Here is a 17,843-nt window from a genome sequence, read left to right as displayed (position 1 = left end):
CGCCCAGCCCTAGCGCGCGCAGGCGGTACCTTTTGCCGCCTTGATGCGGCTGGCTATGCCGCTGGTCCGCAGTACTGTGCGGCGGCTGTCGCAAATCTTCAGCTGGAAGCGGGCCTTGCGCTCCTTGAAATCGAGCGAGACGCGGCGGAAATTTTCCATCAGGTCGGTGCCCAGCAGCAGCGCGGGCTCCTTGTCGATGCCGAACACCGCGAAGGGCGGGACATCGGCGAAGGCGATCGCCACTTTGTTCAGCGTGATCGGTCCAATCTTCAATTCGGGGATGATGGCAAATTCCATTTCCACCGGTTTGCCCGTCACTCCATAAACGGTGACGGTCTGGAAATCGCGCGGACGGCGCGCCTTCAGCTTGTCGCGCAGCAGCGAGTTGCCAATCGTGATCTCCGTGCCCGTATCGACCACCGCATCCACCGTGACGCGCCCGGCCGACACTTCCGTCAGGATCAACTGGCCGCGTTGCAGTCGCGCGGTGACCACGATGGTGCCGCCTTCGAAACGCGGACGGGTGGCGGCATCGTCCACCGTTATGACGCGCTCCTCGAAATCCATCATCAGCCGCTGTTCGACCAACGCATCCAGCCCGATCATCCCGTCGCCGCCAATATTGCGCTCTTCCAGCACGGGCAGTTCCAGTCCGGTGGTCACCGTGGGGCCAAGGCGCAAATCGTCAACCATGACGCGGTCCACCACCTTGCTCTCGGTGATGGCGTGCAGCAGCACGGGTGATCCTTCGGGAAGCGCCAGTTCGCGCGCCAGCTGTTTGCCAATCACTGATGTATCGGCGCCGCTATCGACCACGAACCGGTACGGCCCCTGATCGTTTACTTCGACCTCCACAGTCATGCGGCTGCGCGATTTGCGGGCGTCGATTTCTTCGCCGCCGATGGCCAGTGTCTCGTCGATCTCGGCAACGGGCAGGGCTGGTATTCGGCTTGGGGTAGGAGCGCTTTCCGGCGCGTCCTGCGCAGCCGCACCTGCCGGAACGCCGCCCGCGCCGAGCGCAGCGACAAAGGCCGAAGCCGACAGAATGAGAGAACGAAAAGGAGGCATAGAGGCATATATCCAGCGGGCGGAATGAACTGGCGGTGAGTTTGCTGTCTGCGCCTTCATACCTGCTGACTCAACCACACACTCTCACCTGTGCTTTGACATGGTCCGGTTCCCGCCCAATTCGTGCCGAATCGCTTGCAAATTGGGGCGAAAGCGCTATGTGCCGCGCTTCCCAAGTTCAGCTTAGGAAACCCGCTGCGGGAGGTGCTTCTTACGATGTGCCGCTTGACCGCTTACCATGAGCCCCGGCCACAAACCGGGGCGACAGTGAGAAAAGGAGGCCTCTCATGGCCAAGAAGATCGAAGGTTATATCAACCTTCAGGTGCCCGCCGGCACTGCCAACCCGTCCCCGCCGATCGGCCCTGCGCTGGGTCAGCGCGGCGTGAACATCATGGAATTCTGCAAGGCGTTCAACGCCGCTACGCAGGACATGGAAAAGAACGCCCCGATCCCGACCAAGATCACGGTCTATGCCGATCGCAGCTTCTCGTTTGAAACGAAGACGCCGCCAGCCAGCTACATGATCAAGAAGGCGATGAAGATCAAATCCGGTTCGAAAGAGCCCGGCAAGGACATCATCGGCTCGATCAAGAAGAGCCAGCTTGCCGAAATCGCCGAGGCCAAGATGAAGGACCTCAACGCGAACGACATCGAGCAGGCAATCAAGATCATCGGCGGCTCTGCCCGTTCGATGGGCCTCGAAGTGGTGGAGGGCTGATCATGGCGAAACAGACGAAAATGCAGAAGGCGCGGGCCGAGAAGATTGATCCCGAAGCCATGTACAGCTTCGAAGACGCGCTGGCCACGCTGCGTGAATTCGGTTCCAAGAAGTTTGACGAGACGATCGAGGTCGCAATGAACCTCGGCGTCGATCCGCGCCACGCCGACCAGATGGTCCGCGGCATGGTTGCCCTGCCGTCCGGTACGGGCAAGGACGTGAAGGTCGCTGTCTTCGCTAAGGGTGACAACGCCGACAAGGCGCTGGCCGCCGGTGCCGACAAGGTCGGGGCGGAAGACCTGATGGAAGACATGCAGGCCGGCAATCTCGATTACGACCGCGTGATCGCCACGCCCGACATGATGGGCGTTGTCGGCCGCCTCGGTAAAGTGCTGGGTCCCAAGGGCCTGATGCCGAACCCGAAGCTGGGCACTGTAACCCCGAATGTGGAGCAGGCCGTGAAGGACGCCAAGGGCGGCCAGGTCGAATTCCGCGTCGAGAAGCAGGGCATCGTGCATTCCGGCATCGGCAAGATGTCGTTCAAGGATGCCGATCTGAAGACCAACTTCGACGCCTTCACCAGCGCGATCCTGAAGGCCAAGCCATCGGGCGCGAAGGGCAAGTATCTGCGCAAGCTGTCCATCACCTCGACCATGGGCCCCGGCCTGAAGATCGATACGAGCGGGATGGAAGGGGCGTAATTTTCGGGGTGAGTGAGCGCATCCGCGCTCACTCCTCCTCGCTCACGTGGCCTGGAGGCCACGTCGCTGCGGGCGGCCGGTCGGCCTATGCGATCGCATTCGCGACCGGATGAAGATGCGCTGTTCAATAGGACAGTGATGAGATTATAGGGCCTCTCGCGTTTGGTGCGGGAGGCCCTTTCTTTTCTTTGGGTCAGCTGGGGTCGGCTTCGGCATTTTCTTTGCTGCCTTTGGTGCCCAGCTGTCTGGCGTAGAGCCAGCCGATGCCCAGCAGGCTGAAGCCCAGCGCCATGAAGCTGGCGATCCGGAGCAGGCCTTCCAGCGCGGCGGCATCGATCAAAAACACCTTGGCCACCGCCAGCAGCATCAGCACGAGCGATCCGATGCGCCAGCTCTGCTCGCCGCGCATCCGGCCGATCAACAGGAAGCCAATGGCCAGCGCAATGCCCATGACCGAGCGCAGCAGATCCTCGGTCTGGCCCATCGGCTGGGCTGTCAGGATAGAGCCGGAGAACATCTGGCGTAGCAAAGCGAGGGCGGTGACGGTGATGGCAATCATCGCCAGCGCATCCACCGCCTGTCTGCCACGAAGGCCCGTCATACCGCGTATCAACCAAAGGGCGGCGAGCGCCACGATGCCTGCGGCCAGCGCCAGATTGGCAATCGGCACCGGCCCCACGGCTTGCGCAGTGAATAGCGGATTGTGGACCACCCCGGTGAACCAGACGAGATGTGCGAGCGCCAATCCGGTCAGCGCCAAAGCCATGGCAGGCTGGGCACCGATGCGGGGCAGCGGACGCAGAGCAATCGCCGCTCCGCCTATCAGCAGCGCCTGCCAGATTGTCCGCTCGGCCAAGGCATTCGCAATGAAGGAAGTCTGGGTCTCGATGCCGAAGATCTGTTTGTAGAGAATATGCAGCGTCACCAGCAGCGCAGCGCCTGCCGCCCAGAACAGCGCTGGTCCCGGCACGTAAGGCACGCTCCATTCGCGGGCCTCGCCCCCTCGCCAGCCCAGGGCAGCAGCGGCAGCGCCGAATGGGAGGATACGCAGCAAGGCGTCCCGCCATGTCGGCCAATCCAGCAGGAAGGTCTGCGCGCCAGCACCCGCTTCTATGCCCGTCGCGCTCCACTCCATCAGCGGGAGCAGCGCCCACAACCCTGCGACACCCAGCAGCGCCCAGCGTGCCGGATCGGCAGCAAAACGCGCGAAGCCGAACGCTCCAACAGCAAACGCCGCCAGCCAAGGCAACGTGTCGGCGGGCAGGATCTGTGCGGCGAGGCCGTAGCCTGCCAGCGCCGCGCCGATTTGGCCGATATCGAATGCGCGTCCTGCCTTGGCTCTCCATGCGGCGGCGCCAAGCGCGAGCGACACGGCGGCCCAGCGCAGGATAGCGCGTCCATCGATCCCGTCCTGCTGGCCGGTAAACAGGTTCTCGAATTCCTGCTCGAACCCGGCAGAGCCGAACAGCAGAAGCAGCACGGCCATACAGGCACCGCTGATGAGGGCTGTCGATGCCTTGTCGGACCGCCGCAGATTGGCGAACAGCAGAATGCCCAGAACGGCCGCGGCGACAATCGGCGCGGTCCAGCTCGGCGTGACGAGCAGGGCGCATATGAGCACCAGCAGCGCGGCAGAGGCGCTGAACAGCGCTGTCCAGCCTGTCGCATCGGGATCGCGGCGGGTGCGGATGGCCGCGGCGAGCGGGAAAGCTGCGAGCAGCAGCGCCGTGATGGCAGGACGCCACTCGGTTGTCTCGGGGGCAAACGGCTCGCCCACGATAACATAGGTCGCCGCCATCAGCCCGAGCGATCCGGCGGCGACTTGCGCTCGGTCTGCCAAGGTGGCGGGCTTCGCTTCGTTCGAGAGCCAGATGTGCAGCGTGGGGACGCCTGCGAAAATCACCGCCGCCCCAGCCACCAATGCATAGAATGTCCAGTCCGCCACCGGGTCCCACTGCGTCAGCAAGCCGATGGCGATCACCATGGCCACTGCGCTTGCTTCGCGCAGCTCTGCGCGTTTCCATGCGAGTCCGGCTAGCGTTGCCCCCATCAACAGATACAGTCCCCATGCCAGCAGGCCGTCACCCGCCCGGTCGACCAGCAAGGCCAGTTGCAGGCTGGCGACCAGCGCGGATGCCAGCCGCACAGGCCGCGCAAACGAACCACCCGTCACCAGCGAGGGCAGCACAGCACCCAGCAGCAGGAGGTAGAAGCCGAGCGCCAGTATCTCGGCGGTCCCGACATCGTCGTACAGCAGCAAAAGCGCACCCCAGCCAAGGCCGGCGGCCAGTGCGGCAAGCGAAAGCCAAGGGCGGCCCTGACGCTCCCCGGCCTGGGTCAGGCCAACGGTTACAAGGCCGAGATAGATGGTCAGCAGCGGCAGGTTGGCTTCCTCCCCGCCGACCAGCAGCGGCGCGGCAAATCCGCCGACCAGACCGAGGATCGCGCATGGCAGCCCGAACCGGAAAGACAATGCAATCGCGGCGGCCGTCACCGCCGCCAGCCCAAGGAATGCCAGCGTCTGACCGATTAGCCCGTATTGCGAACCCGCAAGGTAGAACCCGGCATACAGCGTCGCGAGGCCCGCCCCCGCGAGTGCCTGACAGATGCGCGGATCGCCGACCAGATCGGCTTTGCGGTGGGCAAACTCGGCACCCGCCAGAAGGGCGATTCCGAAAACAAACGCCATCGCCACGCGCACCGACGGCGTCACCAGACCGGCATCGATGGAGTAGCGGACCAGCAGGATGCCCGCGATGGCGAGCGTTATCCCGCCGACCCAGATTGGTAGCCTGCGCCCAAAAATTTCCTCGAAGTCGAAGCTGCGCTTGGCAGGCTCTGGCTCTGGCTCTGGGTCTGGCTCTGCCGCTGGCTCCGGCTCGTTTTCGACTTGCTCGGTAATGTCGGCGGCTGCCGGCTCTGCGCTTACGAAGGGAGGATCTTCCGCTGGCAGAGCTTCACGCGCGAGAGACGTCTCGCGCTCCGGCTCAGGCTCAGGCTCAGGTTCAGGTTCAGGTTCAGGAAGAATTTCCGACTGAGCAACATCTTCGGCAACACTTCTGACCAGTGCCACCGACGCCACCGGTTCTTCTGCGACCTGCTCGGCAGCGGCCGATTGCGCCCATTCCAACTGGTCAATACGCCTTTGCAGCGCGTCCACACGTTGCCACAACCAGTAGATGGCAGCGCCAAAGGCGATGATGATCAGTAGTTCCAAGAACGCCCCCGCAAATGCATCACGATTAGGCTATGGAAAGCGCCCGGAAGTCAAGCAAGCGGGTGCGAGAATGCGGGGGGTGGAGAATCAAATGCCGCCCGGCGTGAAATCCAGCCCGGCCGTGCCCAGCGCATCGCACAATGTGTGCACACAGCTCGACAGTTCTTCCGCATCGGTCGAACGTATGACGAAGTTTGCGCCTACTTTGCCTTCGCGAAAGAAGGGGTAGCTGCCGATCTGGCAGGCCTGATGCGCCGCCTCGGTCTCGCGCAGAATATCGGCAACTTCGCTCTCTGCCGTCCAGCACCCGATCGTCTCGCTCTTCAGCGGAACGCCGCCTTCCAGCGTGCCGGTCAGCGCATCAAGCATTCCGGCGGTGATGTGCGGGACACCCGCCATCAGGAAGACGCTGCCATGGCGAATGCCGGGCGCGCCGGACATGCGGTTGGGGATCAGCTCTGCGCCCTCGGGCACACGGGCCATCCGCAGACGCGCTTCGCTCAGGCCGCCGGGTTTGTCGGCATAATACCGCTCCAGCAGAGCGCGCGCGTCCGGATGGATCGTGACGCCGACACCCAGTGCCTTGGCCACCGCATCGACAGTAATGTCGTCATGCGTCGGGCCGATACCGCCGGTGGTGAACAGATAATCATTGTCTGCCCGCAGTGCGTTCACCGCAGCGACGATCCGATCCTCTTCATCGGAAACCACCCGCACTTCGGCCAGCCGGATTCCCTGCACCTGCAACCAGGAGGCAACCTGCGCGATGTTCTTGTCATGGGTGCGGCCCGACAGGATCTCGTCACCGATAACGAGGAGCCCGGCGGTCCAGATGCGGTCTGATTGAGTTGCAGTCATGCAGTGGGCATTAGTCTAGCGGCGTGCCCGGCGCTACTCCGCAGCTTCCAGCTGTTCACTGGGCACGGCAGTCCCCGTTCCGGCCTTGGCGAAAACCAGCAGGCCATCATCCACCGGATCACTCGTCATCCGCTTGCGGTCGACGACATATTCCTGATTGAGCCGCCACGGATAAGCGATGGCGTTCTTGGGCATAATGTGCTTCGAACGCTGGATGTAGCCGGAAGAGAAATCGAAGATATCGTCCTCTTCCAGTTTTGCTTCGTCGTCCGGCGTTAGGCGCGCGACCGCGATCTCGTGCCCTGTCGCGTTCATGTGATTGAGCACGCGGCACACATATTCCGAATTGATATCGGCCCGCAGCGTCCAGCTGGCGTTGAGGTAGCCGAACACCACCGCAAGGTTCGGCACGTTGGAGAACATGCATCCCTTGTAATAATAGACTTGCGAGAAATCGACCGGCTGGCCCTCGACGCTGACATCGATCTTCCCGCAGACCGCCATTTTCAGGCCCGTGGCGGTGATGATGATATCGGCTTCGAGCAGCTCGCCGCTTTCCAGTTCGATCCCGTTTTCCACGAAGCGGGCGATCCGCCCGGTCTTCACCGAAGCCTTGCCGCTGTTCATTGCCTCGAACAGATCGGCATCGGGGATCAGGCAAAGACGCTGGTCCCACGGGTCATAAGGCGGCGTGAAACTTGTCTCGTCATAATTGATGCCGAGCTTCTCCTTTGCCGCTTTGGTCAGCGAATTTTTCACCTTCTCCGGCTTGTTGCGCGCCAGTTTGAAGGTGAAATCCTGCATCCGGATATTCTTGAACCGGGTGATCCGGTAAGCCAGCTTCTCCGGCAAAATCTTGCGCAGGGTGTTGGCGAACCGGTCCTTGGCCGGACGCGCGAACATCCATGTCGGGGTGCGCTGGAGCATGGTGACATGCCCTGCTTCCCCCGCCATCGAGGGCACAATGGTGACGGCGGTTGCGCCCGATCCGATCACGACAACTTTCTTGCCGGTGTAGTCGAGATCGTCGGGCCAAAATTGCGGGTGCAGCACCTGCCCCTTGAATTCGCCCAGCTCGAAACCGGCGTCGTAGGGCTCATCGTAATCGTAATAGCCGGAGCCGAGATACAGGAAGTTTGCAGTCAGCCGCTTGCGCTCGCCATCGGTGGTTTCGACCACCACGGTCCAGCGCGCATCCGCCTCGCTGAAATCGGTCGAAATGACGCGGTGGCCATACCGGATGTGGCGGCGGATATCGCGCTCGTCCACGATCCGGTTGAGATATTCCATGATCGACGGTGCGTCGGCGATGCTTTTCTCATGCGTCCACGGCTCGAAGGAAAAACCGAGCGTGTGCATGTCGCTGTCGGACCGGATGCCGGGATAGCGGAAGAGGTCCCACGTCCCGCCCAGATTGGCGCGCATTTCGAGGATGCCGTAACGGTGATCGGGGCAGTGCATCTCCATGTGCGCGGCCATGCCGATGCCCGAAATCCCCGCGCCGACGATCAGTACGTCGAAATCTGCCGCTGCGCTCATCATGTCGGTCCTTTGTTGCAACGTATCTCTTCTAAGCGAGCATGACACACTTTGCGAGTCCCTGCACGAAAGGTCATAGCTGACGCGGGCTGCAATACCCGCTAGGCGGCGCGCCATGTCATTCAAAGCCAGCTATACCCTCGCCGCATCTCTCCTTGCGAGTGCCACGGTGATTGCGCCCGTCTCTGCGCAAGAAGCCGATCAGGATGCGCCGGAAGACACCGAGATTGTCGTCGTCGGCCAGGGTCTGCCCGATACGCCGTCAGTTCCGGCCTACGCCACGCGCACGCTGGAGCGCGAAGCGATCATCACCGCGCCCTCGGGCCGGATCGAGGATGCGCTAGGTTCTGTCGCGGGATTCCAGCAGTTTCGCCGGTCGGACAGTCGCTCTTCCAATCCTTCCGCCCAAGGCGTCACCCTGCGGGCTCTCGGCGGCAATGCGACGAGCCGCGCCCTTGTGACACTCGACGGTGTGCCGATGGCCGATCCGTTCTTTGGCTACACGCCTTTCGCCGCGCTGATCCCCGAGCAACTGGACCGCATTCGCGTGACGCGGGGCGGCGGCTCCGGGCCCTTCGGAGCAGGCGCACTGGCGGGCACGATCGCATTGGAAAGCGCTGGGCTGGACCAATTGGGCAGCGTGAACGCGTCGCTGCTCGCCAATGATCGCGGCGCGACGGAAGCAGCTGCAACGCTGGCGGCTCCGCTGGGAGGGGGATACGTCGTGGCCAGTGGCCGATGGGACCGGGGTCAGGGCTTCTTCACCACGCCGGAGGACCAACGCGCTCCGCTGAGCGCGCGGGCTGCTTTCGACAGCCGTTCGGGCCAGATCCGCGCCGCCATTCCTATTGGCGACACATACGAGGTGCAGGCCCGCCTGCTGGCTTTCGAAGATAACCGGACCCTGCGGTTCGACGGCGCGGACAGTTCGGCGAGCGGCCAGGACGCCAGCATCCGGGTGGTCGGTCGCGGGGCATGGGAAGTGGACGCACTGGCCTATGTGCAGGCGCGCAATTTCTCCAATATCGTGATCAGCTCCACGCGGTTTGTGAAAGTGCTGGATCAGCGCAACACCCCGTCGACAGGCTTGGGCGGCAAACTGGAGGTGCGGCCACCGGTCGGTGCCGACCATGTTCTGCGACTCGGTGTGGATTACCGGCGGAGCGATGGCGAGTTGCAGGAGGAGGCGTTCAGCGCCTTCACAACCAATCTGCGAGCGCGGCGACGGGCGGGCGGGACCACGAGCGATCTTGGCCTGTTTGTCGAGCATGACTGGACGCGCGGCCCGCTGGTGCTGACGGGCGGAGTGCGCGCCGACCGGACCGTCATCAGCGACGGGTTTTTCCGCGAAAGCGATGCTGCGGGCGTCGTCGTCATCGACAATCAGTTCTCCGGCCGCAGCGACTGGACCGTCACCGGGCGCGGCGGTGTGCTGTTTAAAGCCAGCGATGCGCTGTCCCTGCGCGCAGCAGTCTATAGCGGACTGCGCCTGCCGACCTTGAACGAGCTGTATCGGCCCTTTGTTGTCTTTCCCGTATTCACCAGCGCCAATGCGCTGCTCGAAAACGAGAAATTGGTGGGATACGAGGCGGGGCTGGACTGGCGACCGGCGGAGGGCGTCGAGCTGACCGTAACCGCCTTCGACAATCGATTGAAAAACGCCATCGCCAATGTCTCGCTGACCCCGACCGACCGCCAGCGGCAGAACCTGCCCGCCATCGATGCGCAGGGCCTGGAGCTGGGCGCGAAACTGGAGCGGGGCCCGTGGCGGTTCAATGGAACGGTGGCTTATACCGATGCGGCTGTGGATGGCGAAGGGGCGTCCGTAGCGCTGGACGGCAATCGCCCGCCGCAAACCCCGCAATGGGCCGCATCAGCGACGCTCGGATTTGAGCCGCGCGAAGGTCTGATGCTGGCGGCCACGCTGCGTCATGTCGGTGCGCAGTTTGAAAGCGATTCCGAAACGGATCGCCTGCCCCCGGCCACCACTCTGGGCGCGTTTGCCAGCATTCCGGTCACCGCGCGGCTTGGCATTGTGCTGCGGGCGGAGAATATTTTCGACGAGACCATCGTCACGCGCAATTCAGCCGGCGCCATCGATTTGGGTGTTCCGCGCACGCTGTGGGGCGGCATCCGTTACGGGTTCTGATTGGGCAGATTTGCCACGCGGGCTAGCTTAAGCGCCAGTTTCGCGTCGGCGCTACCAATGGCACGCCTCTTGGCAACAGGAGGCGACGGCATGAGTATTCTCGACAGGTTCCGGCTGGATGGCGAAGTGGCGGTGGTCACCGGCGCTGGCAAGGGCATCGGGCGCGCTATCGCGATTGCTCTGGCTCAGGCCGGAGCCGATGTTGCAATAGCTGCGCGGACCCAGTCCGATCTCGATGCAGTGGCCGAGGAAATCCGTGCGCTGGGGCGCAACGCGCTACCGTTGGCGACGGATGCCACCAGTCTGGAGGCCCTGGAAGCGCTGGCCGCAGAAACCGTCAGACAACTCGGCAAGCTGACCATCTGGGTCAACAATGCGGGCGGGATTCCGGACGGCACCCCGCGCTATCTTACTCGTACTTCTGAAGAAAATTTCGATGCCCAGATCGGCCTGAACCTGAAAGCGGTGTGGATGGGTTCGACCGTGGCGGCGCGCACCATGAAGGACTGGGGCGGGGCGATCGTCAATATCTCCTCGCGGTCTTCCTACGGGCCGCAGGTGAAGAACGGCCCCTACGGCGCGGCCAAGGCTGCGGTGAACAGCCTGACCTCGACCTTGGCAATGGAGGCAGCCCCCAATATCCGCGTGAACGCTGTTGCGCCGGGGCCGGTGCCGACCGAGAATTTCGACGATTGCATGGGCACCGATACGCCCGAGAAACGCGCAAAACTGCTGGAAATGATGCAGATGCCGCTCCAGCGTTATGGGACCGGCGAGGATATTGCAGCGGCCGTGGTCTATATGGCCTCGCCTGCGGCCAGCTGGGTCACGGGGCAGTGCCTCTATGTTACCGGCGGAAAGTAAGACTACAGTGCATTAACGTTCGAGCAGTTGCTCGCTCGTGTTGATCTCTGTGATGCCGCGCTTGCCTTCTGCGTCACGACCCAGCTGCACCACGACATCAATCACGCTGGCGGCATAGGCGATGGTGTCGCTGCGGCTCAGACCAATGCCGGTTTGCATCACCATCAGCGACAATTGCTCCAGCGCGCCGCGCAGCGAATTGGCGTGGATGGTGGAGAAGCTGCCCGGATGGCCGGTGTTGATTGCCCGCAGGAAGGACACGCTCTCCGCCCCGCGCAATTCGCCCAGCACAATCCGGTCGGGGCGCAGGCGAAGGGCGGCCTGAAGCAGCTCGTTGGCGGTGACTTTGGCTTCGCCCAATTCGCCCTTCACCGCGACCAGTCCCACGCCGTTTTCGCCGGGCAGGCGCAGTTCCGGTGTGTCCTCCACCAGCACGACGCGCTGGTGCGGCGGGATTTCGCCCAGCATTGCGTTGAGGAAGGTGGTCTTGCCGGTGCTTGTCCCGCCGGAGATCAGGATCGTGCGGCGTTGCCGTATGGCCTCGCGCAGGAATGCAATCGGCTCGGCCTGCGGATCGGGCATGGCACCGGCGGTCGCCGGTTTCAGCGCGCCATTGTCATAGGCATCGAGCGGCAGATCGAGCCGCCGGTGGCGGCGAATGGCCATCACCCAGTGCTTGCGGCTGGCGGGCGGACCGCAAAACTGGATGCGCGCGCCATCGGGCAGGGTCGCGCCGAGCAGCGGATGCTCGCGGTTAATCCCCTGATGGCTGACCCGCGCCACTTGCTCGGCGAGCCGCTGGACCAGCGTGTCGGTGATGTTCGGCGTGTCGATCCGCTGCATGCCGGGGCTGGCCGCGTCTTCGATCCAGACCTCGCCGGGGCGATTGACCAGAATTTCGGTGACGGTATCGCGCTCCAGCCACTCGCGGAAAGGCGCGAGATAGGCGTCGAGATAGACGCTGCGTTCGCCTTCGGGCGGGATGCCGCCCTGCGGGATCGGATGGATGTCGGCGGACACGAACCTGCTCGCTTACCTAGCGTTGCCGACGCCGGAGAAATCGAGATCGCGCGCTGTGAAGACCCGGATCGGCTCGCCTTGGCGCACGCGGATGGTCGGGCCGATCTGGCTGTCAGTTTGTGCAGCGATGCCCGCAGCCGACTGGCTCGCTCCGCCAATTACCACTGACGCGCCGCCCGAACCCACAGCGGACAGTCCGCCGATGACCGACAGCAACATGGCCGAGCCAAAGCGCTTGAAGAATTTGGAATCCACATCGCCGGGCAGGCCGGTGGTCCCGTCAAAGCCGATGGCCGGCGATTGCAGATTGACCGATGCGCCGTCGGGCCGGATCAGCCGCGTCCACACTACATAAGCGCGCTTCTGGCCGCCCTGCACACCGGACTGGTACTGACCGATCAAACGGCTGGAGCGGGGGACAAGGATGTTCTTGCCATCGAAGCTGCGGACATCCTGACTGACCACTGCGCGCACAAAACCAGGCACATCGGTGTCGATGGCGGTTTCCAGCACGGCGGGGATGAGCGTGCCCTGCGTGACGGTGGTCGCCGGATTGGTCATCGCGGTCGCCTGCGTCGGTCCGCCGCCTACGCCGCCGATGCGGCTGGCGAAATCCGACGCTGAGCCGGTCACGCCGCCCGGTACCGCGTCGGCGGCAGCCTCGGCCAGTGCCGCAACGGGACCGCCTGCAACAGCTTGGCCTGTGCTCGCATCGAACACCATGGTCGGGCTGGAATAGGGGTTGGGCTGGGCAACGGGCAACGCAGCGCGTTCCGGCATGTTCGACAGGACGGGCTGCGGAGCCGGATCGGCCCGGCGGACAGGTGCGCCCACCGGTTGCGGTTTCGGCTGCGCCACCACAGCGCTGCGCACGGGCTGGGTGGCTTGCGGAGCTGGCTGGACCTGATCGGTGCCGACACTGGCGGGCGGCTCCATCCGCGCGCTGTTCATGCTCCACAAGGTAACCGCACCCAAGGCAGCAACGATTGCGATGCCCGCCACCATGCCGACCATGTCGGACCGGCCCTGCTTGCGCGCGACTGCCGGGTAGGAATTGCGGCTCGCAAGATCGATGACTTCCGCGCTTTCCGTATCGCGCGGATCGTTTGCTGCTTCATTCTCGGACCCACCACTGGGCGGCAATTTGGAGGCTAGGCGCATGGGAAGTCCTGACTATTGGCGGGTGGTGGATGCGGTAGATGCGGCGGGAGCAGAGAGAGCGGCCTGATCGGGCGCAGCGCGCACCGGTCCGCGATTGACCAGAGTGGCGGTCTCATCGCCCGATCGCAGGATAATCGCGGCGGGCACGCCTTCGACGACGATGGTGTCACCGCGCACGGTGAAGTTTACCGGACCCTCGGTGCCCTCGTAATCCTTCACCAGAATGGCGGGGACGGCGCGGCCTGCCGGCCATGTCAGGAAAGTCGCTTCCCCGTCATCATAGGTTTCTGCGGGGAGCAGCACGGTATCGCCCGAGCCGTTCCACGCATAATTCAGCAGAGCCGGATCGACCACGGCATAGGGATCGGTCGCGGCGGCGATTTCGACTGCATTCGGCCCGCCCACGCTTGCCAGCGCGGCTTCCGCTTCTTCTTCGGGTTCTTCCGGATAGGTGAAGGCGAGGAGATAAAGCGGCTGCGCTTTCGGGCTGGCGACCAGATCGAACAGATAGGTATGGCGATTGGTCACCACGGTCATATTGGTCCGCGCGGTGGGGGAGAGCGGTTTGACGAACAGCAGGTTGGCCCGCTTGTTCGGAGTGACCTGCCACGCATTGGCATCGCCAATCGCGACATTCTCGATGGCCTCGCCTTCGCCGAAGCGGATGGTGGCTTGCACCTTCACGCGGCCTTCCAGACGCACGACTTCCATGGGGTCATACATCCGCTCGGCCAGCCGCGAATCTTGTGCGTGAAGCGGGGCTGCGGGAACTGCGAGAGTCAGGGCACCGCTTAGGGCGAGTGCGAGCGCGGCCGGGATTTGGGCGCGGGTCATTTGAGTTTCTCCGTATTGGCTCGCGATATGCGCGCCTGGGATGGTTTGAAGCGGGTCCCCAGACCCATGGTGCGCCCGGTGCCGCTGCTGAGCGGCTGAACCTTGCCGTCGGCAGAGCCGGTCGCAAAAACATTGGTGACGCGGGCCGGCTGGGAGGCCGGGCCCGTATCATTGGCCGGGGCGGCTGGCGCGCTGCCCGGATAGCTGGTTGCGGCAATCGCGGTGCGCTGCGCGGCCAAGCTTTGCTGGCCGGTTGCCGCGGCGGCAGTGCCCCGCGCCTCGCTGGCTGCCTGTTGCGGCTGAGCGGGTGCAGGGGCCGGGGCCGCGCTTTCGCCGCGCTCGCCCTTGTCCGGCACCAGCCCGAAGACCTGCCAGCCCGACACCATCGTTCCGGCCACTTTCAGCACCATGATCATCAGCGCGACATGCACCGCGCCGACCATGAAGAACGCCATGGCCGCGCGCGTTTCGATCTCTCCCGGCACCGCTGTCAGCGCGGCGAGGATTGGCACCGAAAGCTCCAGCATGACGCTGCCCGCCAACACGGCGAACAGCGGAGTCAGGGCCAGAAGGACCAGCCCTTTCAGCCAGCCGGTGAACAATCCGCGCGTGCCGTTGAATAGTGCCATCACCACAAAGATCGGCCCCAGGGCGACCAGCACCGCCAGCGCGATGCGCGCCGTCACCAGAACGCCGACCGTACCGAGCATGAACAGCATGGCGCCCAGCCACAGCATTCCTTCAGGCGAGAAGGCCGAGACATCCTCGTTATCGCCGCTCGCCTGCTCGATTGCGGCGAAGACCACATCGACCTTGGTGGCAAAAGTCGCGGTCGCGCTGCCGCTGTCGCCGGTCATCACGCCGGCCAGCCAGTCGGGCGCGCCGATCGCAAGGTTCCAGACCACCGTCTGGTAGGCGACCCAGCTGGTCGCGAAAGTCAGCACCAGTCCCAGCGTCAGCATGCGCGGGGTAAGCGAGCGGACGCCGAGGCTGGAGCGCCCGGTCAGCAGGCTGATCGCGAAGAACGCGATATAGAGCGTGAGCAGGATCGTCAGCACCGTGACCAGTGTCCCGCCCGAGGCAAACAGCCTGCCAAACGCCGCGCCGGTCACTTCCGCGGCAACGCAGTCCACCGCGCGCAGGGCCGAGGCTACGCCGCCCGCCGCATCGCTGACCGCATATTGGCATTCCGCCGGGGTCGGGGTGCCGACTGGAGGCGCGGTGGCTGTCACTGGGCCGCCTGATCGTACACGATGCGAGGTTCACGGTCCGCTGCGGGATCGGGATCAAGCGCGTCGTCGCCGTTTGCCGGCCATTCATAGCCGGTCAGTTCGGGGAACCAGTCCGCTGGATCATCGCCGACATCGCTGCGCACACGGTCGAGCTGGCGCACGCTGCTTTCGCGGCCCGACAGCATGGTCAGCACTTCGGGTGCGCCCGACAGATCAAGCCTCACGACCACGCTCGCATCGGGCTGACGGACCAGAAAACAGCGGCTGTGCGCGGGGAGTGTGCGGATCAGGGCCAGCTCGTGCAGCGTCAGGCCGAAGCCGTCGCAATAATCTTCGGGCCGTGCGCGGCTGTTGGGCATGAACACCATGGTGGCGGTCTGCTCGACCAGCGCGGTGGAGATTCGGCTGTCGAGCGCATCGCGGGCGCTCTGGGTGGCGAAACCGACCAATGCGTTGCGTTTCCGCAATGTCTTGAGCCAGTCACGGATGCGCGCGGCGAACACCTCGTCGTCCAGCGCCTTCCAGCCCTCGTCGATCAGGATCATGGTCGGATCGCCGTCGAGCCGTTCCTCGATCCGGTGGAACAGATACATCATCGTCGGCGTTCGCAGCTTGGGGTTCTCCAGCAGCGCAGTCATGTCGAAGCCAAGCGTCTTGTTGTTCAGGTCGAGCTTGTCAGCCGCGTTATCGAACAGCCAAGCGTGCTCGCCGCTTCCCCCTGAATCATTGGCAATCCATGCGCTCAGCCGGTCCGCCAGATCGCCGGGCTCGGGCCGCCGCGCGCCGGACAGCAATTCGCGGAAATTCTTCAGCCGCCGCAGCGTGGCATCGTTTTCATAGGCGGCATCCACCGCGTGGGCGATGGTTTGCAATTCTTCCGGGCCGTCAGCGGCCAGCAGCACGCCCAGCCAGTCGCGCAGAAACGCGCGGTTGGCCGCGTTGTCGGGTAGGGCGAGCGGGTTGAAACCGGTTGGCTCGCCGGCATTGATCCGGTCATACCGCCCGCCGATCCCGCGCACGAACAGCTCCGCGCCGCGATCCTTGTCGAACAGGATGGTGCGCGGCGCGAACTTCTGGGCCTGCGCAGCGAGGAAATTCATCACCACCGTCTTGCCCGAACCGGACGGCCCGATGACCGAGAAATTGCCCAGATCGCCGTGGTGGAAGTTGAAAAAGAACGGCGTCGCGCTGGTGGTTTCCAGCAGGGTGACGGCATCGCCCCAATGGTTGCCGCTGGCCTGACCCAGAGCGAAGCCATGCAGCGACCCGAAGCTCGCCATATTGGCAGACGAGATCATCGCGCGGCGGACGATATATTGCTCGTTGCCGGGGAACTGCGCCCAGAAGGCCGGCTCCAGATTGGTGTCTTCGCGCACCACGATGGCGCCGGTATCGGCCAGCGCGGCGGCGCAGGCGGCACACGCGTCGTCGAGTGCGGGCAGAGTGCCTTCGCGCACCAGAACCGACAGGTGATGATCGCCAAAGCCGACCGCGCCATTGCCCAAAGCATCGCGCGCGGCGAGCATGTCATTACGCTCGGCCTGCGCTTCTTCATCGGCGCTGCGCAGACGCCGGACCGCCAGATCCATCCGCTCGCGCGCGGTCGTGCGTTCGGCGGGCGCGTAGCTGTCGGTGACCACCATTTCATACGGCAGGCGCAGCAGGCCATCGATCAGGCCGGGGCTGGTCGCGTCGGGATAATCCTTCAGGCTCAGGATCGCGGAAAAGTCCGGCTCTCCCGACCCGCGCAGTTCCATCGCATCAAGGCCGAAGCTGGCACGGCGATAGGGCAGCATGTGGCCGATATCGGTGTCTTCGGACGGCGTGCGGACGGGCCGCATCTCGCCATTATAAAGCGCGGACAACAGCTCGAGAATTTCGTTGTTGGTCTTGCCGCCGGGGCCGGAATATTCGCCCAGCAGACTGGCGCCATAGGATTGCAGCGAAGCGACCAGCCCGGTGGCCGCCGCTTTCAAAGAGCGCAAATCCTTCGGATCGGCCTCGACCTGCTCCTGACCGCGCCTCTGCCACATCTTCGACAGTTTCTCGGCAAAACCGGCCTTGCCCCGCGCCGGGCGGCGCACCAGGGTGACGAACTGGTCGTTGATGAACAGCGAACCCGAACCGAGCCGCTCTTTCCACCGCGCATCGATATGGCGGCTGAGCGGATCGGGGAACGTCGCCTCCAGATCCACCTCGACCCGCCGCCGGATCACGTGGTGGAACATCACAAAGCGCGAATCCAGCGTGGAGCGCAGCATCACCTCGCGGGTCGCCGCATGGGCGTTCAGCGCGTCGGTATCTTCGGTTTCGAACAGCAGGCCGGGAACCTGGATCGCCGTCATCAGCGAGCCGTCGCGCAGCAGCATGGTGTGTTCATCCACCAGCCGCGCATAGGGCAGACGGTCGCCCGCGCGGGCTTCCTTCTTGCTCCATGCTGCCGGTCCGATCCAGTTGCTCATTGCTTTCGGCCCTCCATCA

13 protein-coding genes are annotated in these 17,843 nt (G+C 64.2%); 4 read left to right on the top strand and 9 right to left on the bottom strand.

What is annotated here, in order from left to right; all coding sequences use genetic code 11:
- Positions 1–9: 9 nt before the first annotated feature.
- Positions 10–1,068, bottom strand: a complete 1,059-nt coding sequence (locus ACFCW2_RS03265; protein WP_379548157.1) for a retroviral-like aspartic protease family protein — start codon at positions 1,066–1,068, stop codon at positions 10–12.
- A 287-nt stretch (positions 1,069–1,355) separates the two neighbouring features.
- Between ACFCW2_RS03265 and rplK the strand changes: the two genes are divergently transcribed.
- Complete coding sequence (gene rplK / locus ACFCW2_RS03260; protein ID WP_379548155.1) at positions 1,356–1,787, top strand: 50S ribosomal protein L11; 432 nt, start codon at positions 1,356–1,358, stop codon at positions 1,785–1,787.
- 2 nt (positions 1,788–1,789) lie between these two features.
- The gene (rplA, locus tag ACFCW2_RS03255) at positions 1,790–2,488 is read left to right on the top strand and encodes a 50S ribosomal protein L1 (RefSeq protein ID WP_379548154.1); all 699 of its coding nucleotides are present in this window, start codon (positions 1,790–1,792) and stop codon (positions 2,486–2,488) included.
- Between the two features lie 193 nt (positions 2,489–2,681).
- Here the strand turns inward: rplA and ACFCW2_RS03250 are convergent, their stop codons facing one another.
- The 3 genes from ACFCW2_RS03250 to ACFCW2_RS03240 form a co-directional block, all read right to left on the bottom strand.
- Positions 2,682–5,705 (bottom strand): DUF2339 domain-containing protein, encoded by a 3,024-nt coding sequence (locus ACFCW2_RS03250; RefSeq protein WP_379548153.1) that lies wholly within the window; start codon positions 5,703–5,705, stop codon positions 2,682–2,684.
- Between the two features lie 87 nt (positions 5,706–5,792).
- The gene (locus ACFCW2_RS03245; protein WP_379548151.1) at positions 5,793–6,563 is read right to left on the bottom strand and encodes a competence/damage-inducible protein A; all 771 of its coding nucleotides are present in this window, start codon (positions 6,561–6,563) and stop codon (positions 5,793–5,795) included.
- A 33-nt stretch (positions 6,564–6,596) separates the two neighbouring features.
- On the bottom strand, positions 6,597–8,105 hold the full coding sequence (locus tag ACFCW2_RS03240) for a flavin-containing monooxygenase (RefSeq protein WP_379548150.1): 1,509 nt from the start codon (positions 8,103–8,105) through the stop codon (positions 6,597–6,599).
- A 112-nt stretch (positions 8,106–8,217) separates the two neighbouring features.
- Between ACFCW2_RS03240 and ACFCW2_RS03235 the strand changes: the two genes are divergently transcribed.
- Both ACFCW2_RS03235 and ACFCW2_RS03230 read left to right on the top strand, forming a co-directional pair.
- Positions 8,218–10,251: a TonB-dependent receptor gene (locus tag ACFCW2_RS03235; protein ID WP_379548149.1), complete on the top strand. Its 2,034-nt coding sequence runs from the start codon at positions 8,218–8,220 to the stop codon at positions 10,249–10,251.
- Between the two features lie 90 nt (positions 10,252–10,341).
- On the top strand, positions 10,342–11,115 hold the full coding sequence (locus ACFCW2_RS03230) for an SDR family NAD(P)-dependent oxidoreductase (protein ID WP_379548148.1): 774 nt from the start codon (positions 10,342–10,344) through the stop codon (positions 11,113–11,115).
- A 12-nt stretch (positions 11,116–11,127) separates the two neighbouring features.
- Here the strand turns inward: ACFCW2_RS03230 and virB11 are convergent, their stop codons facing one another.
- Genes virB11 through ACFCW2_RS03205 form a run of 5 tightly spaced genes read right to left on the bottom strand, consistent with a single transcriptional unit; the run spans position 11,128 to position 17,824 of the window.
- Entirely contained in the window at positions 11,128–12,135 is a 1,008-nt protein-coding gene (gene virB11 / locus ACFCW2_RS03225; RefSeq protein WP_379548147.1) for a P-type DNA transfer ATPase VirB11, read from the bottom strand.
- Between the two features lie 12 nt (positions 12,136–12,147).
- Positions 12,148–13,296: a TrbI/VirB10 family protein gene (locus ACFCW2_RS03220; protein ID WP_379548146.1), complete on the bottom strand. Its 1,149-nt coding sequence runs from the start codon at positions 13,294–13,296 to the stop codon at positions 12,148–12,150.
- A gap of 12 nt (positions 13,297–13,308) precedes the next feature.
- Entirely contained in the window at positions 13,309–14,130 is an 822-nt protein-coding gene (locus ACFCW2_RS03215) for a TrbG/VirB9 family P-type conjugative transfer protein (RefSeq protein ID WP_379548144.1), read from the bottom strand.
- Positions 14,127–15,362, bottom strand: a complete 1,236-nt coding sequence (locus ACFCW2_RS03210) for a type IV secretion system protein (protein WP_379548143.1) — start codon at positions 15,360–15,362, stop codon at positions 14,127–14,129. Before ACFCW2_RS03210 ends, ACFCW2_RS03215 begins: the two co-directional genes overlap by 4 nt.
- Positions 15,359–17,824 carry a VirB4 family type IV secretion/conjugal transfer ATPase gene (locus ACFCW2_RS03205; RefSeq protein ID WP_379548142.1) on the bottom strand — a complete coding sequence of 822 codons (2,466 nt, stop codon included), beginning with the start codon at positions 17,822–17,824 and terminating at the stop codon, positions 15,359–15,361. Before ACFCW2_RS03205 ends, ACFCW2_RS03210 begins: the two co-directional genes overlap by 4 nt.
- Positions 17,825–17,843: the final 19 nt, after the last annotated feature.

Source organism: Qipengyuania algicola, from assembly GCF_042492175.1.
Lineage (GTDB): Bacteria > Pseudomonadota > Alphaproteobacteria > Sphingomonadales > Sphingomonadaceae > CAJXSN01.
This window is presented reverse-complemented; position numbering and strand designations above follow the sequence as displayed.

Coding starts and splice junctions, on each gene's coding strand:
- ACFCW2_RS03230 (WP_379548148.1), top strand. CDS start 10,342: ATGAGTATTCTCGACAGGTTCCGGCTGGATGGCGAAGTGGCGGTGGTC.
- ACFCW2_RS03245 (WP_379548151.1), bottom strand. CDS start 6,563: ATGACTGCAACTCAATCAGACCGCATCTGGACCGCCGGGCTCCTCGTT.
- rplK (WP_379548155.1), top strand. CDS start 1,356: ATGGCCAAGAAGATCGAAGGTTATATCAACCTTCAGGTGCCCGCCGGC.
- ACFCW2_RS03220 (WP_379548146.1), bottom strand. CDS start 13,296: ATGCGCCTAGCCTCCAAATTGCCGCCCAGTGGTGGGTCCGAGAATGAA.
- rplA (WP_379548154.1), top strand. CDS start 1,790: ATGGCGAAACAGACGAAAATGCAGAAGGCGCGGGCCGAGAAGATTGAT.
- ACFCW2_RS03240 (WP_379548150.1), bottom strand. CDS start 8,105: ATGATGAGCGCAGCGGCAGATTTCGACGTACTGATCGTCGGCGCGGGG.
- ACFCW2_RS03205 (WP_379548142.1), bottom strand. CDS start 17,824: ATGAGCAACTGGATCGGACCGGCAGCATGGAGCAAGAAGGAAGCCCGC.
- ACFCW2_RS03215 (WP_379548144.1), bottom strand. CDS start 14,130: ATGACCCGCGCCCAAATCCCGGCCGCGCTCGCACTCGCCCTAAGCGGT.
- ACFCW2_RS03235 (WP_379548149.1), top strand. CDS start 8,218: ATGTCATTCAAAGCCAGCTATACCCTCGCCGCATCTCTCCTTGCGAGT.
- ACFCW2_RS03265 (WP_379548157.1), bottom strand. CDS start 1,068: ATGCCTCCTTTTCGTTCTCTCATTCTGTCGGCTTCGGCCTTTGTCGCT.